Source organism: Pseudomonas sp. ASL4 (genome assembly GCF_056680395.1).
On sequence record NZ_CM155280.1, the window covers coordinates 7,056,316 to 7,076,158 of the forward strand.

Here is a 19,843-nt window from a genome sequence, read left to right on the forward strand (position 1 = left end):
ACCGACACAGCGGTGGCGAGGGAGTTTGCTCCCTCGTTCCATGCTCGCTGTTACATCATTGCGATCAGGAAATTCTCATTGAAATTGCTAAACGTACTGCCATGGATCATGGCCAGCCTGTTGGTCGGCTGCGGGGCTTCACCGGATGAGACGCTGAACGCCACCCTGCCCAAGCTCAGCCTCAGGGAGCTGTTACCGCAAGCCGTCGCCAACGAGTATTGCAACCTCTACATGGACAGCGATCTGCTCTACGGCATCGGCTACCAGTTGTACAACGACGAAAAGCCCGAGCAAGCCCGCAGTTGCCTGATCATGGCCGCGCCCACCCATGACCGGGCCTTGTGTTATCTGGCAAGCATCGCGGAACAGGACACGAGCAAGGACAGCGCCCAGCGCGACCGAGAAGCCTTCAGCTATATGGCGTATTCCGCGGTCAGAAATGACTCGTGCGCCGAGTTCGGCATGTTCCAGAACTTTGCCTATGGCATGCGCGGACAGACGCCGGACACCGAGCTCGGTTTACGTTGGCTGGAACGCTCGGCACGCCATGGCGATCCGGACTCCCAGCAAACCCTGATTCGTATGCATACCAACAAAGCCAATCTGCCCGTGGCTTACAGTTGGGCCAGAGTCCTCGACGATACGGCACAGATCGACTCGCTGAAACAACGAATGAACCCGCAGCAACTCAGCGAAGGAGAAAAAGGTTACGAGCAACTGAGCAAGAACGTGACCAGCAAGGACGAGGTGCGCAAGGAGGCGCGAGAGGAAAACATCGCGGTGTACTCGGCGAACATCCATATGCAGTTCCCCGACACCTTCAAGGGATTGTCGCCGAAAGATCGCCATGCCTTTATGGAGAACGCAGTGGCCACGGTGAGTGCTCGTCCCGAGTTCAGCACCCGTGATCAGCTTTACGCGTATGTGATCATTTCACGACAGGCTCAGTTGCACAGCACCAATGCCGACGTCCTGCAGAATCCGCAGGTCATGGCGCTGCTCAGTGACAAAGAACTGGACGTGGCTGATGCAGTGAAGAAGGCCGAAGTCAGTCTCAGACAGGCGCAACAGTAAGGCGCCTTACCAACGAAGAGGCCCGGGGTGCAGCCCAGGCCTCTTCTCAGCAAACACAAAACCTGTGGGAGCGGGCTTGCCTACGATGGCAGCGACTCGGTCTACCTAGTTATCCACAACGTCCTGCTTCACCACCACCGTACACGTAATCCCCGCCGCCAACAGCACCCCCTCCGGCACTTCATCAATGTGAATCCGCACCGGCACCCGCTGAGCCAACCGCACCCAGTTGAACGTTGGGTTCACGTCAGCAATCAGCTCGCGACTCTCCGGGTTGTCGCGGTCGTAGATCCCGCGGGAAATACTCTCCACATGCCCCTTCAGCACTTCGCCGCTCATCAGTTGCATGTCAGCCTTATCGCCCACTCGCACGTGGGGCAATTTTGTCTCTTCGAAGAAACCGTAGACCCAGAACGAGTTCATATCGACCACGGCCATTTTCGCTTCGCCGATGCGTGCGTAATCCCCGCGATGGACGTTCAGGTTGGTGACGTAGCCGTCCACCGCCGCGCGCACTTCGGTGCGTTTGAGGTTCAGCTCAGCAGCTTCCAGTTGCGCCTGGGCGTGTTGGTAGTCGGCCAGGGCCGAGTCGGCGATGTTGCTGGCGTCGTCGCGGTTTTCCTTGGAGATCACCAGCGCGTCCATGTCGGCGCGGCGGTGGGCGTTGACCTTGCGCATCTCCCATGTGGCCTTGCGCGACGCCACCATCGATTGCGCCTGTTTGACCGCGATGCGGTAGTGCTCGGGGTCGATCTGCATCAGCAGGTCGCCCTTCTTCACCAGTTGGTTGTCACGCACCGGCACGTCCACCACTTCGCCGGTGACGTCGGCGGCGACGTTGATGATGTCGGCGCGCACGCGGCCGTCGCGGGTCCACGGCGTGTCCATGTAATGCACCCACAGGGTCCGGCCGATCCATATCGCGAGGGCCAGCACCAACAGGGTGGCGAGCAGGCTGAAGAGCTTTTTCATCAGAACGTTCTCAACGGTAGACAGTCAGCGACAAGGCGCCGAACAGACAGGTAAACAGACTCAGGCGCAGCAGTGCCGGGTGCCAGAAGAAGCGGTACAAATCGAACCCGGACAAAAACCGGTCCAGCGCCCAGGCCAGCGCTGCGGCGATGAAAAACATCAGCGTCATGGTCGGCATGTACACGCCGTGGAAGGCGATTTCACGCGGCATGTTCAACTCCTTGGGGCTTGGTCTTTGCGGCCACGTTTATGAAGCCTGCAAGCGGTGATTGCGGGTCGAGCAACGAGGTGCGGATGAAGTGCAGATAGCTCTTCACCCGACGCAACGCCGAGGTGTCGAAGTGCGGGGCGAACGGTTCGTCAGTGGCTTGTACGCGGCTGATCGCATGGTCGACGGCGATCAAGCCGCGCTCCAGATTGCTCTGGCTCGGTTGCAGGAACAGCCGCACCAGCGAACGGCCCATGACGCGGATCGCCTGGCGCCACGGTTGGGATTCGGCATACGCCGGGTGCACCGGCAGAATCGCCTGTTCCTTGCGCAACTCGATGATTGCGTGACCGACTTCCAGCACCACGAACATCCAGCGCAGCAAGTCCCGTTGCACTTGCGGCTGGCCCACCGCCAAGCCGTAAGCCTGGTGCAGCAAATCCCGGGTGCGGCTTTCGAAACTCGAACCCAAGCCCTTGAGTTTGCCGCTGATGGCGTAGACCACTTGCCCGCGCAAATCCTGCTCCAACCGACGCCATAACCAGCGACTGTTGGGCGGCAGGATGATTGCCCCGGCGGCGGCGCACACCAACATGCCGAGCACCATGGCGATGTAGTCGTTGATAAAGGTGTAGGGGTTGTAAATGGTCAGGTTGTCCGGCACCGAACCGGTGCTGAAAAAGATCAACAAACCGAGGCCGACCCCGGCGTATTGCGGGCGTGAGGTCAGGAATGAGCCGAGCACGATCACCGGCGCGAGCATCATGCAGAGCAGCGGAAAACCATCGATCCACGGAAAGATGAAAAACATCTCGACGAAGCCGATCAACGCCCCGAGCAACGTGCCGCAAGCCATTTGAAACGCCATGCGTTTCGGGTTCGGCGTCGCGGCGGACAGGCCGACGGTGGCGGCAGCAATCATCGTCATCGTCGCCCCGCTCGGCCATGCAGTGGCCACCCAGTAACTGCCGAGCACCACCAGAATGAATGTCGCGCGAATCCCCGACGCTGCCGACGCCAGCCAGTTGGTTTGCGGGGTGAACGGTTCATCCCATTGCTCACGGGCGTGGGTGTGATCGGCCAGTGAGGCGTGGGTCTGTGCATAACTGTGCAGGTCATCGACGAAGCGATAGAGCAACTCGTATGCGGTGTGGAAATCCAGCTGCTCGGCGTCGCTCGGGTCGGTCTCCTGGAAGATCGTCCGAAGACCGCGAACCCGCGCCGGCAAGCCCTCCTTGTAAGCGGTCAACGCCGCGACCAGACGCGCGGCATCGGCGTTGGTGAGCGCCCGGCCACTGAAGCCGTCGAGCAATTCGGCGAGGTCCTGCAGACCCGGTTTGATCGCTGCCACCACGTGGTCCGCGTCGCTGCTGCGCAAGCGTTCGAGCAATTGGTGCAAGGCGTTGAAGCGGGTGGTGATGCTCATGAACTCGCTGTTCAAGCGACTGAGTCGACCGTTGCGTCGACGCATGTGCGGGTCTTCGAACACCGTCACGCTGCGCAAGCCTTCGATGCCCACCGCTTCGGCGATGAAACGCACGTTGCTCGCCTCAAAAGCTTCGCGTTGGCTGCGACCGCGCAAGCCGTCGGTGACGAACAACGCGAACACGCCGAAGCGCTGATACAAGGCGTTGCGCATCGCGGCGCTGGCGGTTTGCGGCAGGATCGCGGCGCTGATCAGGGTCGAGCAAATAATCCCGAGGGAGATTTCCAGCACCCGCCAGACCGCCGCCATAAACGCGCCGTCCGGGTGAGCCAATGCCGGCAAACCGACCATTGCGGCGGTGTAGCCGGCGAGCACAAAACCGTAGGCGCGGAAGTTGCGATAACGGGCGGCACCGGCCGTGCAGATCCCGACCCAAATCGCCAGCGAGCCGAGGAACAGTTCGGTGTTTTGCGCAAACAATGCGATCAGCGCGACCATCACCGTCGACCCGGCGAGCGTGCCGAGGAAGCGATAGAAACTCTTGGCCAACACGTGGCCGCTTTGCGGTTGCATGACGATGAATACGGTGATCATCGCTGTGCGCGGTTGCGGCAACTCCAGGCGCATGGCCAGCCACAGGGTCAGGAATGCTGCGATCAGCACCTTGAAAATGTAGACCCAGGTCACGCCATCGCTGCGCGCCCAGTCATAGAAACCCCGGCGCCATTCAAGGGAATGTAGCCAGCGCAGAGGTGCGGGCAAGGGAGTCATTAAATCCTGCTCAGTGGTCGAGGGCTTGAAGGATGAACACTCACTTCAGGCACTCCCGAAAATTTGTGGCGAGGGGGCTTGCCCCCGTTCGGCTGCGAAGCAGCCGCCAAATCGGTAAATGCGGTGTGCCTGAAAAACCGCGTTGGCAGGTCTTGGGGCTGCTTCGCAACCCAACGGGGGCAAGCCCCCTCGCCACAGGCAAGCTCCCTCGCCACAGATGAGTGTGAGCCTGAAAATTTGTGTTCAATTTGTGAGGGTCTTCAGCAGCGCCGGGGTTTGCGGTGCGGCGGTCTGGCTGGCTGTCGGCACGTCGTTGCCGGCGCCTAATCCGCCGCCGAGCGCTGTTACCAACTCAGCATGAGCACTGAGTCGCGCCGCCTGAACCTGCTGCTGAACCTGCTGCTGCTTGAACAACAACGTCTGGGCATTCAGCACATTGAGGTAATCAGTGAGCCCACGCTGGTAGGCAATCATCGCGATGTCGTAAGTCTTCTGCGCCGTGGCCACCGACTCGGCGGCGAACACCTGTTGCTTGTCCATCGACTCACGGCGGATCAACTGATCGGAGATGTTCTTCAGCGCATTGACCAGCGTCTGGTTGTACTTGGCCACCGCGATGTCATACCCGGCTGAGGCTTCGCCCAGCTCCGAGCGCAAACGGCCGCCGTCGAAAATCGGCAGCGAGATCGCCGGGCCGACACTGTAGTTGAGCTTCTTGCCGGTCAAAAACTCCAGCGCCCCGCCGCCGGTGGCCATGTAGCCGAGGCTGCCGACCAGGTCAACGTTGGGGTAGAAACCGGCGTGCGCCACATCAATGCCTCGGGCCTGAGCCGCGACTTGCCAGCGACTGGCGACCACATCCGGGCGTTGGCCGAGCAATTGCGCGGGCAACGATGACGGCAATTTCAGCGCGGCGCCCAACGCCAGGGTCGGCCGCTGTAACTGCGCGCCCTCGCCCGGACCTTTGCCGGCGAGTGCGGCGAGTTGATTGCGGCTCAGGGCGATTTCTTCGTCCAGGGCATCGATCTGCCGATGGGTTTCCGGCAGCGGCGTTTCAGCCTGGCTGACTTCGAAATGGGTGCCGATCCCGCCGTTCAGGCGCTTTTGCGCCAGATCGAGGATTTGCTGTTGCTGCTTCAACGTCGCGGCGACGATGTCCCGCTGCGCGTAATGCAGCGAGAGCTCGATGTAGGCGCGCACGATGTTGTTCTGCAATTCGAGCTGGGCCAGCCGCGCTTCGGCGGCCGTCATGTGTGCCATGTCCACGGCGCGTTCGGTGGCGTTGCTTTCGCGGCCCCAGAGGTCCAGGGCATAACTGAAGCCCAGCGAGGCGTTGTTGTCCCAGGTGGTCGTATTCGCCAACTCGCCGGGGCCGTAGAACTGATCGGTCGCCCAGTTGTGGCGCTTGAGGGTCGCCTCGCCATTGATCTGCACCGACTCCGCGGCCTCAGCGATACCGGCCATGGACTTGGCCTGACGCACCCGGGCGGTAGCCATGGCCATGGTCGGGCTGCCTTGCACGGCGAGGTCGATCCAGCGATTCAGTTGCGGGTCGCCATAGGCCTGCCACCATTGCGCGGTGGGCCAGTGAGCGTCCTGTGCAGCGTTCTGGATGGCTTCGTCGGTGGCCAGTGAATCGGCCTCCAGCGCCTTGCCCTGTGGGGCAATACCTCCGGTACCGACGCAGCCGCTGATTGCCAGGGTTAAAGCCAAAACACTGAACGTCTTGAGCGCTCTGTTGATGCGACGCGGCACTGCTGCAAATTCCTGAGTGAGGGAGGCATGAGATTTTGGGGAACGGACACTGCCCCCTGTGGGAGCGGGCTTGCTCGCGAAGAGGCCCTGTCAGTCGACATCATTGTTGAATGACCCACCGCTTTCGCGAGCAAGCTCGCTCCCACAGGGTTTGTGCCGTACGCCAGTTCCTGCGGTGGCGCAATTCTATGGGGCGACCCGAACGGCGATAAGCTGGGATTCCTGTGAATCTTTGTTACCGTTAACGCGATAATCCCTTGGTCGGGGTCTCAGACCACGAAACTTCGTGTCACAATTTGCCATCGAACCCGAGAGCACCCCATGGACACTTTGCAAAACATGCGCGCCTTCAGTTACGTGGCCCAGGCCGGCAGCTTCACCGCCGCCGCCGTGCAGCTGGACACCACGACAGCCAATGTCTCGCGCGCGGTCTCCACCCTGGAAGCCCACCTGCAAACCCGTCTGCTCAACCGAACGACACGCCGCATCGCCCTGACCGAGGCCGGCAAGCGCTATCTATTGCGCTGCGAGCAGATCCTGGCCTACGTCGAAGAAGCCGAAGCCGAGGCCAGCGACGCCCACGCCCGCCCGGCCGGGCAGCTCAAAGTGCACACCATGACCGGCATCGGCCAGCACTTCGTGATCGACGCGATCGCCCGCTACCGCAAGACCCACCCGGACGTGACGTTCGACCTGACCATGGCCAACCGCGTACCGGACCTGCTGGACGAGGGCTACGACGTGTCCATCGTGCTCGCCAGCGAACTGCCGGACTCGGGCTTCGTCTCCCAACGCTTGGGCATCACCTACAGCATCGTTTGCGCCTCGCCGGCCTATGTAAAAGCCAACGGCTGCGCGCACAAACCCAGCGACCTGCTCAACCACGCCTGCCTGCGCCTGGTCAGCCCGGTGATCCCGCTGGAGAAATGGACCTTCGACGGCCCCGAAGGCCAGGAAATGGTCACCATTAATAGCTCACCGTTTTTGGTCAACTCCGCCGATGCGATGAAAACCGCGATCACCAGCGGCATGGGCGTTGGCGTGTTGCCGGTGTACGCGGCGATTGAAGGGCTGCGCAATGGCACGCTGGTGCGGGTGATGCCGAACTACCGCTCGCAGGAATTGAACCTGTACGCGATCTACCCGTCGCGGCAGTACCTGGATGCGAAGATCAAGACCTGGGTCGAGTATTTGCGCGGGTCGTTGCCGGAGATATTGGCGGCGCATCAGGCGGAATTGGCGGCGTATGAATTGAGCGGGAGTTTGGGTGGGGTTCGGGTGGCGAATTGAGCTACAGACGGTCCTACAAATCTCGAATATTTGAGGACGTTTCCGACGCGTTTTGACGGTTGGTGTGTGGGACGGGAGATGGGTAGGCTTTGGGGGTCGCTGACGCATCAGTGACCGGGTCTGGAAAACCCGTATCAACGTTTGACCTCTGCACATGGCATACTGCGGCGCTTTTTTCTGCATGCAATGTTATGGCGGCTGTGCGCGGGAGACCTTCGGGTCTGCCGGGTTTTGTTGGGCGTTACCGGTTTTTCCAGTCCGCGCACGGCTGCCACCTTCGTCTGGAAAACGAAAGTGGCAGCTCCATTATGCCCGCATGGAGTAACGCCCTTATGTTCAAGCCAACACCGAATCCCCCTCACACCCCCAGCCACCTGTTCCAGGTTGCCCCCAACGCCACCACCGAAACCTTATTGGTCTACGCCTGCGAATCCCTCGCCTCGGCCAGCGTCATGGCCAGTGACCTCGCCGGATTTCTCGAAGGCACCCACCGCAACACAATGCAGGGAATCCAGCAGGTCATCATGCTGGGTGAACTGGTGGTGAATCGCGCACTGGACAACCTCGATCCACAAAACTGACCAAACATCCCCCTGTGGGAGCGGGCTTGCTCGCGAAGGCGGTGTGTCAGGCGATATTGATGTTGGATGACCGACCGCTTTCGCGAGCAAACCCGCTCCCACAGTTGGATCGTGTACATCCGGGCACTCGCGCAAAACCAGGGAAGAATGTTAGCGTGCTTGGCATTCTCCAGACTCGCCGAGCCCCGCGACCATGAAAAAAACCGTCCTCGCCTTCAGCCGTGTCACCCCGGAAATGATCGAACGCCTGAAACAGGATTTCGACGTGATCGTGCCGAACCCAAAAAACGGTGACATCAACGCCCAGTTCAACGAAGCCCTGCCCCACGCCCACGGGCTGATCGGCGTCGGTCGCAAACTTGGCCGCGCGCAGCTGGAAAACGCCGCCAAACTGGAAGTGGTCTCCAGCGTCTCGGTCGGCTACGACAACTATGACGTCGCCTACTTCAACGAACGCGGGATCATGCTCACCAACACGCCCGACGTGCTCACCGAAAGCACCGCCGACCTGGCCTTCGCCTTGCTCATGAGCAGTGCCCGCCGCGTCGCCGAACTGGACGCCTGGACCAAGGCCGGCCAGTGGCAAGCGACCGTCGGCGCGCCATTGTTTGGCTGCGATGTGCACGGCAAAACGTTGGGCATCGTCGGCATGGGCAACATCGGCGCGGCCATCGCCCGTCGTGGTCGGTTGGGTTTCAACATGCCGATTATCTACAGCGGTAATAGCCGCAAGACTGAACTGGAACAGCAACTCGGCGCGCAGTTCCGCAGCCTCGACCAGTTGCTGGCCGAAGCCGATTTCGTCTGCCTTGTGGTGCCGCTCAGCGAGAAAACCAAACACCTGATCAGCCACCGCGAACTGGCGTTGATGAAGCCAAGTGCAATCCTGGTGAACATCGCTCGCGGTCCGGTGGTGGATGAGCCCGCTCTGATCGAAGCGCTGCAGAACAACCAGATTCGCGGCGCAGGCCTCGATGTCTACGAGAAAGAACCGCTGGCCGAGTCGCCATTGTTCCAATTGAAAAACGCCGTGACGTTGCCGCACATCGGCTCTGCTACACACGAAACCCGCGAAGCCATGGCCAATCGTGCCTTGACCAATTTGCGCAGCGCCCTGCTGGGCGAACGACCGCAGGACCTGGTTAACCCGCAGGTCTGGAACGGCTAAAAAAACGGGCAGGTGTATAAACACCTGCCCGCTTTATTAACTTCCAACCTTTAAGTTCGATACACACCTTGAAATTCAGTCCACCACCAGAACCTCCATTCGCCCTATAAACTCCGCGCCATTAACTCGACTATCACGAGTTCAGGCTACGGAGAGCCCCTGCATTGAATGACCTGACCACAGACCAACTCATCAGAAACAGCAAAGTCATACTCATGGCATTTTTAAGTTTTTTCGGACTGTTGGTGATGTATAGCAACTTCATCGACTACAGCACCAACTATGAGTACGTCGGCCATATCCTGAGCATGGACACCACCCGGGAAAACACCAACATCAGCTACCGGGCGATTACTTCGCCGATGCTCCATCACCGTATTTACTGGATCATCATTACATTGGAAGTCATGTACACCACCTACTGCTTGATGGGCACCTACCAACTGTTTAAAAACAGACATGCAACCGCTGACGTTTTTCACGAATCCAAGAAGTTATCGATTGTCGGTTTATTGATTGCCATCTTCGTCTACTACGTGTGCCTGCAAGTTATCGGCGTTGAATGGTTCAACATGGACGAATCACAAGTCTGGAATGCCAAGGACTGGGCCCGGCATGTTGTCGACTTTATTCTTCCTTTATTGATTTACCTGACACTGAAGATCGAGCGCTAAGAAACTCGGCGCTCGATCTTTCTATCGCTTCAGGCCAGTTTGCCGTTGCCCTGCACCACCGGCGCCTTGGGCTTGCGAAACACCAGCACGTTACCCAGCATCACCAGCACCAACCCCATCAGCGCCGGCGCGGTCCATTGATAGCCTTCGGCATACGCCGAGACGTTCAGCGCCACCACCGGAAACAACACCGTGCAATACGCCGCGCGCTCCGGGCCCATGCGCCCGACCAGTGTCAGGTAAGCGGTGAAGCCGATCACCGAACCGGGGATTACCAGGTACATCAGCGAGCCGATGTAGCGCGCATTCCATTCAATGTCGAACGGAATACCTTTGACCAGGCACCACACCGACAGCATCGCCGCACCATAAGCCATGCCCCAGGCGTTGGTGGTCAGGGGTTTGAGCCCGGCCTTCTGTTGCAGGCTCGACAGCATGTTGCCGGCCGAGAAACACAACGTGCCGCACAGGGCCAGGCCCAGGCCGAGCAGGGTTTGCGGGCTGGCGGTGTGGCCGGCCAGCTCTGGCCAGAACAGCAACCCCAGTCCGAACAAACCCAGTGCGCCGCCCATCAAAACATTACGAGCGATTTTCTGGCCGAAGAACACCCGCGCATTCAGGGCGTTCCACAACGTAGCCGTGGAAAACACCACGGCCACCAGACCGCTGGGGATCCATTGGCTGGCCGTCAGGAAACACATGAAGTTGACGCAGAACAGGCACAACCCTTGCGCCAGGCAGATCAAATGCCCGCGGCGGTTCATCACTTGCAGGCGCCGGCTGAGCAGCAACATCACGAACAACACCAGCGCGGCGAGGCCGAAGCGATAGACAATCGACACCGGAATCGCCACCACCCCCAGTTGCCATTTCAAGGCAATCCAGGTGGTGCCCCAGATCAGCACGGTCAACAAATACAACGACAGGTTCATGGTAAAACTCCTGGATGGGGCAACGCGGCGCGCTTTTGTGGCGAGCAATCTTTTGTGGCAAAGGCACGTTTGTGGCAAGAAGGGCTCTTGTGGCGAGCGAGCTTGCTCGCGCTGGGCAGCGAAGCGGCCCCAAAATCTCGATAACTATCGCCAATCTTGTGAGCGCTGCGCACTCAAGCGGGAGCAAGCTCCCTCGCCACAAAAGCTCACTTGTCACAAATACTATGCTCGTCAGCACTGCTTGATTAAGGATCCAGTGTGCTGCGCCCTGGGTGAACGCACTTGCATAAACTTGCGCTTTTGTCGGCCGACAGGCTGGCAGGCCAAGGTCTACGGAGTAGGATGCAAGGCGTTGGAGAGAAAACGATCATGCCCGCACTGGAAACGCTGCAAGTCTTTCAAGCCCTCAACCGCTCGCCCAATGCTCGCCTCGAGCACAGTGCCGAGCTCGGTGACGGCATGGCTGCAGCCTTGTGGAGCAACCATCACGACGCCCAGGACTACGAAGCGCCGACTCACCACACCCTCTCTTGCTACATCGCCGGCGGCACCGGGACCTTTCGCCGTGACCAGCCCGGCAACAAGGGTGGCCCGGACAAACTGTGCATCCTGCCGGCCGAGCACCAGTCCGGCTGGGTGATCAACGGCGACATTCGCCTGGCCCACCTGTATTTCAGCCCCGAACAATTCGCCCTCGGCTGCGTCACGCTGCTGGACCGCGAACCGCGTGAGCTGCAATTGCGCGAAGCGACCTTTCTCGACGACCCACAACAAGCCCGGCGCTTTCGGCAGATGCTCACGCTCAATTGGGATGAACCCGGCGAGCGCGTGCTCACCAGCAGTCTGGCCCACGAAATGCTCAGCCATGCGCTGCTCCATCAGGTCGGCATGCGACAGGGTTTGCGATTGAAGGGCGGACTGGCCGCGCATCAGCGGCGGCAGTTGGTGGAGTTCATCGACAGTCAGTTGGCCGAAGCGATCAGCCTGGGGCAGTTGGCGGGGTTGTGTGCGCTGTCGGAATATCACTTTGCGCGGATGTTCCGGGAGAGCTTTGGCTTACCGCCCCATCAGTATGTGTTGGCACGACGCATGAGCCGGGCGCGGGAATTATTGCGTTCAACATCGCAGCCGTTGGGGGAAATTGCATTGGCCTGTGGGTTTGCCAGTGCGAGTCATTTCACCAATCGGTTTCGGCAGGTGTTGGGTGGAACGCCTGGCGAATATCGCCAGGCGTTTTTGCGGTAATCCCGAAGATTGCTGGTGGCTTTGAGGCCGTCTTCGCGAGCAGGCTCGCTCCCACAGGTGACCGCGTTCGTCCACGCGAATGCGATCAAATGTGGGAGCGGGCTTGCTCGCGAAGAACGATGACGCGGTCTACTGTCAGAACTCCAGAGTGCTGGAGAGCGACACCTGCCGCGAATCGCCCATGGACACAAAGAACCGGCTCGCCGCCGAGGTGTAGTAGGTGCGGTCAAACAGGTTCTTCACGTTGAGTTGAAACTTGACCTTCTGCCCTTCGACTTTGGTGTCGTAGGTAGCGAAGGCATCGGCCACGGTGTAGCCCGGCAGGTCGAAATCGTTGACCGCGTTACCCGCCCGCTCACCGACATAACGCGCTCCGGCGCCGACCCGCAGTTGATCGCCGCCAACGATGGTGCCGAAGTCGTAGACCGCCGACAGCGAGCCGGTGTTCTTGGCGACGTTTTGCAGTCTCTTGCCCTTGTAGTCCGGGTCTTCGGTGACTTCGGCATCGGTGTAGGCGTAGCTGCCGATCATGCTCCAGCGGTCGCTGAGCTGACCGGTCAGGTCCACTTCCAGCCCCCGGGAACGTACTTCGCCGGCGGCGCTATAAATGGTCGTCGGGCCTTCGGAGTTGGCGATCAGTACGTTGCGTTTCTTGATGTCGAACAGTGCGACGTTACCGGTGATGCGCCCCGGCATGTCGAGCTTGGCGCCGATTTCCCAGGACTTGGCTTCTTCCGGCGCAACGCTGCCGTCGAGCACGACGCTGCTGCCGCTCAACGGTGCGATGGTCGAGTTGGGTTTGAACGATTCGGTGTAGCTGCCGTAGAACGACAGTTCATCGGTGTAGCGATAGACCAGACCGGCGCGCGGCACAAATTTCTGGCCGTTGCTGTCGGTGTTGGCGTGGAACGGCACGCCTTTGCCGGCGTACTGGTCGTATTCCTGGAAGCGCCCGCCGGCCACCAGGATCCACTGGTCGGTGAGGTGAATCGAGTCCTGCATGAAGATCGAATCGCTGCGCAGCAAATCGGTCTGGGCGCTGTCGGCCGGGCTGACGGTGGTGCCGGCGACTTCGCGGCCGTAGACCGGGTTGACGTAGCTGAAGGTGCTCAGGCTTTTCTGGCGGATCAGGTCTTCGCGGTAGATCTTGCGGTACTCGTCGTCGACGCCGAACACCAGGTCGTGCTGCATGCCCAGCACGTTCACTTTGCCTTCGAGGCTGGCGGTGGTGAAACGGTCGGTGCTAATGGCGTTCTGCGTGCCGTCCATGCTGCGGGTCAGCGTGCCATTCTTGGTGTCGATGGCGGTGATGCGCACCTGGCTGGCGTCGTAGGTTTCGCGGTTCCAGCTGTAGCCAAAGTGGGCCTTCCAGTTGTCGTTGAGCTCGTGATCGGCCTCGAAGTGGTAAAGGTCCGAACGTCCTTCCATGTTGTTGAACGGCTCGTCGAGACGCTCATTGCGCGAGATGTCCAACGGGTGGTTGGTGCGTGGATCGATCACGGTGCCACGGTCGAACGGGGTCAAAAACTCACGGTGTTCGTAGGAGAACAACAGCTTGGTGCTTTCGCCGAACCAGGCCAGGGACGGCGCCACCAGGGTTTCGCGGCGGGTGCCGAAGTTGCGCCAGTAGTCTTCGTCCTCGTGGTCCAGAACCATGCGGTAGGCCAACCCGGAATCACCGAGTGCGCCGGTACTGTCGAGGCCTCCGCCACTGCCGTTCTTGCCGTCGCCGTAGCTCGAACCGCGCAGGGTCAGCGCGTTGTATGGGGTCAGTTCCGGTTTTTTGCTGACCATATTGACCACGCCGCCCGGGTCCTGGATGCCGTAGAGCAAGGACGCCGGGCCCTTGAGCACTTCGACCCGGTCGACAGTGGCGTTCATGCCGCGACCCTGCACGATCGGCATGCTGTCGCGCATGATCGAGCCGTTGCGGTTATCGCCGAAGCCGCGGGTCATCACCGAATCCTGAGTGCTGGCCAGGGTGTTGCCCTGGGTGATGCCGCTGACGTTGGCCAAGGCGTCATCGAGATTGCGCGGGGCCTGGTCGCGAATGACCTGGGCCGGGATCACGTTGATGGTCTGCGGGATTTCTTGAATCAATGCCGAGCTGCGCATCACGTTGCTGGTCGGCGGTGGCTGGTAGCTCTGGGTTTCGTCCATCGCCGAGGTGATGGTGGTCGCGCCGAGGTTCAGGGTGCCGGCAGTGGGGATGGGCTCCAGCGCCAGGGTGTGCGCGTCGGTGCGACGGAAGGTGAAGCCCGAGCCACTGAGCAAACGCTGCATCGCCTGTTCGGCGCTCATCTGCCCGCTGATTGCCGGGGCATTGAGGCCGTAGGGCGCTTCGTCGGTATAGACCACGCTGGTGCCGGTGATGCGGCTGAAGTCGCTCAGGGCCTGGGGCAGCGGTTTGGCGGCCATGGCAAAGTTGAACGGCGTGCGCTGTTGCGTGCTGCTGGCTTCAGCGGCCAATGCCACGCTGAGCGGCAGCAGCGCCAATGCCGAAAAACTCAGTGCAGATGCGCCGAACCACTGTTTGACCGAACCCGATTTTGCCCTGGACTTCATTGCTAGTGACCTGTGTAGAACCGCTACGGAATGCGAATGACTCGCAGTTTCAGTCACTACACGGATCTGGGTTGGGTTTACCTCACTAATATTTTGAAAATATTTTTAGAAAATCAAAAGATCGCAGCCTTCGGCAGCTCCTACAGGGGAATGCGTACTCATGTAGGAGCTGCCGAAGGCTGCGATCTTTTGACTTTGCTTCACCGCAAAATAATCAAATGCCCCATCACGCTGTGCTGCTCAAACCCCAACACCCCTTGCAACGAATTCAACACCGCTTGCGGGTCCTTGCTCGGAAAACTCCCGCTGACCCGCCGCGCCGCCAGTTCATCGTTGAGCAGCAGAATCCGCCCCGGGTAGTAGCGCCGCAGGTCTTGCACCACATCCGCCAGGCTCGCCTTGTAGTAATTGAGCCAGCCCTGGCGCCAAGCCAGTTGCGCCTCGCTGTCCACGGCATGCAGTTTTTCCGCCGAGCCCTCGCCATATGCCACTTGCTGGCCGGCGGTGAGAATTTGCTGCTCGGCATTGCGGTCCGCCATCACGCCAACCCGCCCGGACAACACCGTCACCTGCGCGCCACGGGGTTGCAGGCGTACTTCAAACTGCGTGCCCAGCACCCGCGCCTGACCTTTTTCGGCCTCGACCACAAACGGCTCGCCGGTATGGGTCACGCTGAAAAAACCGGCGCCTCGACGCAACTGCACGTGCCGCTCGCCACGGCTGAAATCCACGGCAATCGCGCTGTCGGCATCGAGGGTGACTTGGGATTGATCGGCCAGGGTGACGGTGCGAATTTGCCCCGGTGCCGAAACATAATCCGCGCCCAGATCATCAGCCCAACGCAACGGCTGCCAACCCGCACCGAGGCCAACCATCAGCAACAGGCACGCAGCCATCACCAACGCACCGGACCAACGTCGCACGCTGGTGCGCCGCGAACGGTTCATCGCATTGAGGTAACCCTGTAGGGCAAACGCCTGTTCGTCGGCCAAGGTCCGCGCCGGCACTTCACTCAATTCCCACACCACTTGCGCCTGGGCATACGCCTCGGCGTGGGCGGGATCGGCCTGCAGCCAATGACTGAAGGTGAGCTGATCGCCACTGCCGGGCTGATCGTGCAGCAAACTCAGCCAGGCGAAAGCGGCCTGTTCCTGGGCGGGCGTCGGGATGACGCGTTCGGCGTGGTTCACGGTGCTTTCCTTGGCGTGCGCGGTTCGGGCTCTCGCAGGCTGGCCTTGCAGGCGTCGAGGGCGCGCATCATATGTTTTTCCACGGCGCTTTGGGACAAGCCCATGGCCCTGGCGATTTCGGCGTACTTGCGACCGTGAATGCGGTTGAGCAGGAAAATCTGCCGCGTACGCTCGGGCAATGCTCGCAGGGCCGCTTCGACGTGGCGCAAATCGTTGCCCGCCTCCAGCGCAGCTTGCGGTTCACTGCCCTGGCTGTCCGGTTCGTCCGGCATCCAGCCTTCGTTGACCCGAACCCGCGTGCCTTCGCTGCGCAAGTGGTCGATGGCGATGTTGCCGGCGCAACGCAGAAGATAGGTGCTGAGTTCTTCGACCTGCACCAGTGGCCGGCGCCAGAACCGCAGGAACAAATCCTGCACCAGGTCCGCCGCCGTCGCCCGGCAGCCGACACGACGATTCACCAACGCTTCCATCTGCGAACGCTGGGATAGGAACACCTGAAGAAAATGTGCGCGGGCACCACGGTGTTCATCGTCATGGGATTCCGGAGGATGGGCGATCATCCGCTCAGCCCTGCGCAACAGCGGCGGCAACGTAACCGCCCGGCACGGCAGCCAGCACCCACGAAGTGACCGCCAGCCTGCAGGAAACGGGGAGCGTGCTGATTTTGCCTTTCATGTTTCGACCTTGAAACCGGGTGAGGTCCAGTGAACGTCACGGAACCGACAAGGTCGCAATACTAATGATAAAAATTCTCACACGCAAAGGTGCCCGGTGAGATCGCCTTCGCCGTAGCGACCGGCGAACACCGGAAACAAAAACGGGCCTGCATAAGCAGACCCGTTTGTCAGTGGAAAGGTAAAAAGTGAATCAGGCCTCAGCCGTTTTGAGCAGCCTGTTCGTTCTCGAGAAACTCTTCTTCCAGCAGCACGTCAGCATGTGCACCCCTTTCAAATGGGACTACAGCGGCACGTGGCTTGCCCCGCAGTTTGCCGAACAGGTGATCCAGCGCATGTTCCAGTTTGGTGGCCGCCCCGTCGATCGCTTGTTCAAGGGTATCGGCTTTATGGGTCACAGAAATTGGTTGATGGCCTTTAGGCCGCGCTTCCAGCTGGCAGCGCATGTCATGCGGTCCGGGCTTGTCGCCGTTTTCGTCCCGCAGGTGAACCTCGACGCGGGTCAGGTCCTCTTCATAACGTTCGAGCGTGCTCTCAATGGTAGTACGTACCCACTCCTCCAGTCGGATGCTGCTTTGAATATGGTTATCGCTGTTGACTTGGATTTGCATAGTTCATCCCTTATTTCAGCTAGCTCGCGAGAGGCCGGTCGGCTAGCCCTTGGGCGTCATCACCGTGACCTCTTACTTACACAATCGGTCTGTGCGCAGAACATTTCAACCCCTAAAAAAAGATAATTTTTCAGACGCAAAAAAAGCCGGACAAGGAGCAAAAGCGCTGTTAAGGTCGGGAGTTCGGTCGCTTCACTTCTTTGTCACAATTGCTCACATCTGCTGCTCCGCCGACGGGTGCAGACTGCGAAAAATCCCCGCCTCTTCTACCAGCCAATCATGCACCGCACGCACGCCCGGATGGCTCAACGCCCCCGGCGCATAGAGCAGCACGTAGCGTTTGTGATTCGGCACCGCCAACCCGAACGGCACAATCAGCGTGCCCCGCTCCAGTTCATCGTTCAGCAATGTTCGCCGCGCAATCGCCACGCCCATCCCGGCAATCGCCGCCTCAATGGTCAGGTGATTGCGATTGAAGGTGTGCCCGCGCCGTACGTCGGCGCCTTCGAAGCCGATGGCATTGAGGTAGAACTCCCACTCCGCGTACTCGTAACTGCCACGCCAGGCAGTGATGTCGTGCAGCAACGGAAAATGCACCAGGTCGGCCGGGCCGTGCAGCGGTGGGCGGCCGCGCAACAGGCTCGGGGCGCACACCGGGAAAATCTGCTCGTCGAGCAAGGCTGTGGATAACAATCCGGGGTAACTGCCGTCGTTCAGGTCGATGGCCAGGTCGAAGTCGCCCTCGTGCAGCGGGACGCTGCTGTCCTCAGCCACCAGCCGCAACTGAATATCCGGAAAGCGCTGCTGCAAACGCGGCAGGCGCGGGGTCAGCCACTTGCTCAGGAACGACGGAATCGAGCGCAACCGTAGAATCCCACTGATCATTCCGGCGTCCAGTCGTCGCAATTCGGCATCGATGCTGCCGTACGCCTCGTTGACGGTGATGGCCAGTCGCTGGCCTTCGGCACTCAATTCCACACCCCGCGCACGCCGGTGAAACAGACGAAAGCCGAGGCGCTCTTCCAGCTGTCGGATTTGCTGGCTCACCGCACCCGGCGTGATGTGCAGTTCTTCGGCACAACGGGTGAACGACAAGTGCCGCGCGGCACAGGAAAACACGTGCAGCCAGACGTAGGTCTGGGCGTGCAATTGACGACTCATCGTTTAGTCCTGCTAAAGGCTGTCTTAGGAAGTTTCGTTGGTCATGGTGGACCGAGGTGGGCAGTATCGCCGACATTGCGCTTGTCCTACAAAAATGGCAGCGATTTCTCTTCCATTGCTTGTATAGGCTTTAGCATGGCTATCAGTGTTTTCGATCTCTTCAAAGTCGGCATCGGTCCGTCCAGTTCCCACACCGTCGGCCCGATGCGCGCCGCCGCGACCTTCGCCCAAACCCTGATTGACCAACATTTACTGGCTGACGTACGGCGAGTAGAAATCCGACTTTACGGCTCCCTGTCGGCGACCGGCGTCGGTCACGCGACTGACCGCGCCTGCGTCATGGGCCTGATGGGCGAATGGCCGGACAGCATTGATCCGACCACCATCGAAAGCAGAATCCACACGCTGCGCGAGACCGGCGAATTGTCGCTGGCAGGCAAATCGACCATCGCCTTCAACTGGCAACGCGATCTCCTGCTGCTCGACGAGAGCTTGCCCTACCACCCCAATGCGATGTCTCTGACAGCCTTCGGCGAAACCGGCGAACTGTATGAGCAAACGTACTACTCGGTGGGCGGCGGTTTCATCATCGAAGCGGCCGAAGCCGAGTCCGGCATTGCGCCGAGCAGCGACGTGGTACTGCCATACGATTTCTCCAGCGCCGCCGAATTGCTCAAGCTCTGCAACCAGCACGGGTTGCGGGTTTCCGAACTGATGATGGCCAACGAACGGGCCTGGCGCAGCGACGCCGAGATTCGTCAGGGCCTGCTGCATATCTGGTCGGTGATGCGCGAATGCGTCGAGCAAGGCCTGCGTCACGAAGGCATCCTGCCTGGCGGTCTGAATGTTCCGCGTCGCGCGGCGAAATTGCACCGCAGCCTGTTGGAAATCGGCAAACCGAATGTCATCACCTCGACGCTGTCGGCGATGGAGTGGGTCAACCTGTTCGCCCTCGCCGTGAACGAAGAAAACGCCGCCGGCGGACGTATGGTCACCGCACCTACAAACGGTGCGGCCGGGATCATTCCCGCAGTGCTGAGCTACTACATGAAATTCAACCCGGACGCGTCGGACGATGACGTGGTCGCGTTCTTTTTGGGCGCGGCGGCGGTCGGCATTCTCTGCAAGAAAAACGCGTCGATCTCCGGTGCCGAAGTCGGCTGTCAGGGTGAAGTTGGATCGGCTTGCGCGATGGCCGCTGCCGGTTTGGCCGATGTGCTCGGCGCCACCCCGGAGCAACTGGAAAACGCCGCAGAAATCGGCCTGGAACACAACCTCGGCCTGACCTGCGACCCGGTCGGCGGCCTGGTGCAGGTGCCGTGCATCGAGCGCAACGCCATCGCCGCGGTGAAGGCGATCAACGCCACGCAAATGGCCCTGCGCGGCGACGGCAAACACTTCATTTCCCTGGACCGGGTGATCCGCACCATGCGCGATACCGGCGCCGACATGCATGACAAATACAAAGAGACTTCACGGGGCGGCCTGGCGGTGAGCTGGGTGGAGTGCTGAGGAGCATTCCCGACCGTCCGTAACACGTGAGCCC

Annotated in this window: 17 protein-coding genes and 1 pseudogene; 7 read left to right on the forward strand and 11 right to left on the reverse strand. The window is 60.4% G+C overall.

From position 1 onward, the window contains the following. The first annotated feature begins 78 nt into the window (after positions 1–78). Positions 79–1,074, forward strand: coding sequence for an SEL1-like repeat protein (locus AC1MEW_RS32300; RefSeq protein ID WP_480424868.1), 996 nt, complete (start codon positions 79–81; stop codon positions 1,072–1,074). Positions 1,075–1,179: 105 nt separating this feature from the next. Here the strand turns inward: AC1MEW_RS32300 and AC1MEW_RS32305 are convergent, their stop codons facing one another. The 4 genes from AC1MEW_RS32305 to AC1MEW_RS32320 all read right to left on the reverse strand — a co-directional run bounded on the left by AC1MEW_RS32305 (position 1,180) and on the right by AC1MEW_RS32320 (position 6,206). Continuing rightward, complete coding sequence (locus tag AC1MEW_RS32305) at positions 1,180–2,046, reverse strand: efflux RND transporter periplasmic adaptor subunit (RefSeq protein ID WP_201200745.1); 867 nt, start codon at positions 2,044–2,046, stop codon at positions 1,180–1,182. 10 nt (positions 2,047–2,056) lie between these two features. Continuing rightward, entirely contained in the window at positions 2,057–2,257 is a 201-nt protein-coding gene (locus AC1MEW_RS32310; RefSeq protein ID WP_201200743.1) for a DUF1656 domain-containing protein, read from the reverse strand. Further along, entirely contained in the window at positions 2,247–4,451 is a 2,205-nt protein-coding gene (locus AC1MEW_RS32315) for an FUSC family protein (protein WP_201200742.1), read from the reverse strand. Before AC1MEW_RS32315 ends, AC1MEW_RS32310 begins: the two co-directional genes overlap by 11 nt. Positions 4,452–4,694: 243 nt before the next feature. After that, positions 4,695–6,206 carry an efflux transporter outer membrane subunit gene (locus AC1MEW_RS32320; protein ID WP_480424871.1) on the reverse strand — a complete coding sequence of 504 codons (1,512 nt, stop codon included), beginning with the start codon at positions 6,204–6,206 and terminating at the stop codon, positions 4,695–4,697. Between the two features lie 321 nt (positions 6,207–6,527). Here AC1MEW_RS32320 and AC1MEW_RS32325 point away from each other — a divergent pair, with 321 nt between their 5' ends. The 4 genes from AC1MEW_RS32325 to AC1MEW_RS32340 all read left to right on the forward strand — a co-directional run bounded on the left by AC1MEW_RS32325 (position 6,528) and on the right by AC1MEW_RS32340 (position 9,919). Then, positions 6,528–7,496: a LysR family transcriptional regulator gene (locus AC1MEW_RS32325; RefSeq protein ID WP_201200738.1), complete on the forward strand. Its 969-nt coding sequence runs from the start codon at positions 6,528–6,530 to the stop codon at positions 7,494–7,496. A gap of 332 nt (positions 7,497–7,828) precedes the next feature. Continuing rightward, the gene (locus AC1MEW_RS32330) at positions 7,829–8,077 is read left to right on the forward strand and encodes a DUF6124 family protein (RefSeq protein WP_201255859.1); all 249 of its coding nucleotides are present in this window, start codon (positions 7,829–7,831) and stop codon (positions 8,075–8,077) included. Between the two features lie 193 nt (positions 8,078–8,270). Then, positions 8,271–9,245, forward strand: a complete 975-nt coding sequence (locus AC1MEW_RS32335; RefSeq protein ID WP_480424873.1) for a 2-hydroxyacid dehydrogenase — start codon at positions 8,271–8,273, stop codon at positions 9,243–9,245. A gap of 164 nt (positions 9,246–9,409) precedes the next feature. Beyond that, positions 9,410–9,919 (forward strand): DUF2165 domain-containing protein, encoded by a 510-nt coding sequence (locus AC1MEW_RS32340; RefSeq protein ID WP_322270572.1) that lies wholly within the window; start codon positions 9,410–9,412, stop codon positions 9,917–9,919. A gap of 29 nt (positions 9,920–9,948) precedes the next feature. Here the strand turns inward: AC1MEW_RS32340 and AC1MEW_RS32345 are convergent, their stop codons facing one another. Next, positions 9,949–10,851: a DMT family transporter gene (locus AC1MEW_RS32345; protein WP_201255861.1), complete on the reverse strand. Its 903-nt coding sequence runs from the start codon at positions 10,849–10,851 to the stop codon at positions 9,949–9,951. Between the two features lie 369 nt (positions 10,852–11,220). Here AC1MEW_RS32345 and AC1MEW_RS32350 point away from each other — a divergent pair, with 369 nt between their 5' ends. Beyond that, complete coding sequence (locus AC1MEW_RS32350) at positions 11,221–12,096, forward strand: helix-turn-helix transcriptional regulator (protein WP_480424875.1); 876 nt, start codon at positions 11,221–11,223, stop codon at positions 12,094–12,096. A 135-nt stretch (positions 12,097–12,231) separates the two neighbouring features. Here the strand turns inward: AC1MEW_RS32350 and AC1MEW_RS32355 are convergent, their stop codons facing one another. The 6 genes and pseudogenes from AC1MEW_RS32355 to AC1MEW_RS32380 form a co-directional block, all read right to left on the reverse strand. Beyond that, positions 12,232–14,661, reverse strand: coding sequence for a TonB-dependent siderophore receptor (locus tag AC1MEW_RS32355; protein WP_201200723.1), 2,430 nt, complete (start codon positions 14,659–14,661; stop codon positions 12,232–12,234). A 200-nt stretch (positions 14,662–14,861) separates the two neighbouring features. Beyond that, entirely contained in the window at positions 14,862–15,851 is a 990-nt protein-coding gene (locus AC1MEW_RS32360) for a FecR family protein (RefSeq protein ID WP_480424878.1), read from the reverse strand. Continuing rightward, positions 15,848–16,411, reverse strand: a complete 564-nt coding sequence (locus AC1MEW_RS32365; protein ID WP_201255863.1) for an RNA polymerase sigma factor — start codon at positions 16,409–16,411, stop codon at positions 15,848–15,850. The genes AC1MEW_RS32360 and AC1MEW_RS32365 overlap by 4 nt, the downstream gene beginning before the upstream one ends. A 13-nt stretch (positions 16,412–16,424) precedes the next feature. Then, positions 16,425–16,526, reverse strand: a pseudogene (locus AC1MEW_RS32370) (DUF3649 domain-containing protein); the annotation flags it as partial. 199 nt (positions 16,527–16,725) lie between these two features. Then, complete coding sequence (locus tag AC1MEW_RS32375; protein WP_149418217.1) at positions 16,726–17,136, reverse strand: HPF/RaiA family ribosome-associated protein; 411 nt, start codon at positions 17,134–17,136, stop codon at positions 16,726–16,728. Positions 17,137–17,349: 213 nt separating this feature from the next. Beyond that, positions 17,350–18,297 carry a LysR substrate-binding domain-containing protein gene (locus AC1MEW_RS32380; protein ID WP_480424880.1) on the reverse strand — a complete coding sequence of 316 codons (948 nt, stop codon included), beginning with the start codon at positions 18,295–18,297 and terminating at the stop codon, positions 17,350–17,352. Between the two features lie 135 nt (positions 18,298–18,432). On the opposite strand from AC1MEW_RS32380, the gene AC1MEW_RS32385 reads away from it, so the two are divergent. Beyond that, on the forward strand, positions 18,433–19,809 hold the full coding sequence (locus AC1MEW_RS32385; RefSeq protein ID WP_201200693.1) for an L-serine ammonia-lyase: 1,377 nt from the start codon (positions 18,433–18,435) through the stop codon (positions 19,807–19,809). Positions 19,810–19,843: the final 34 nt, after the last annotated feature.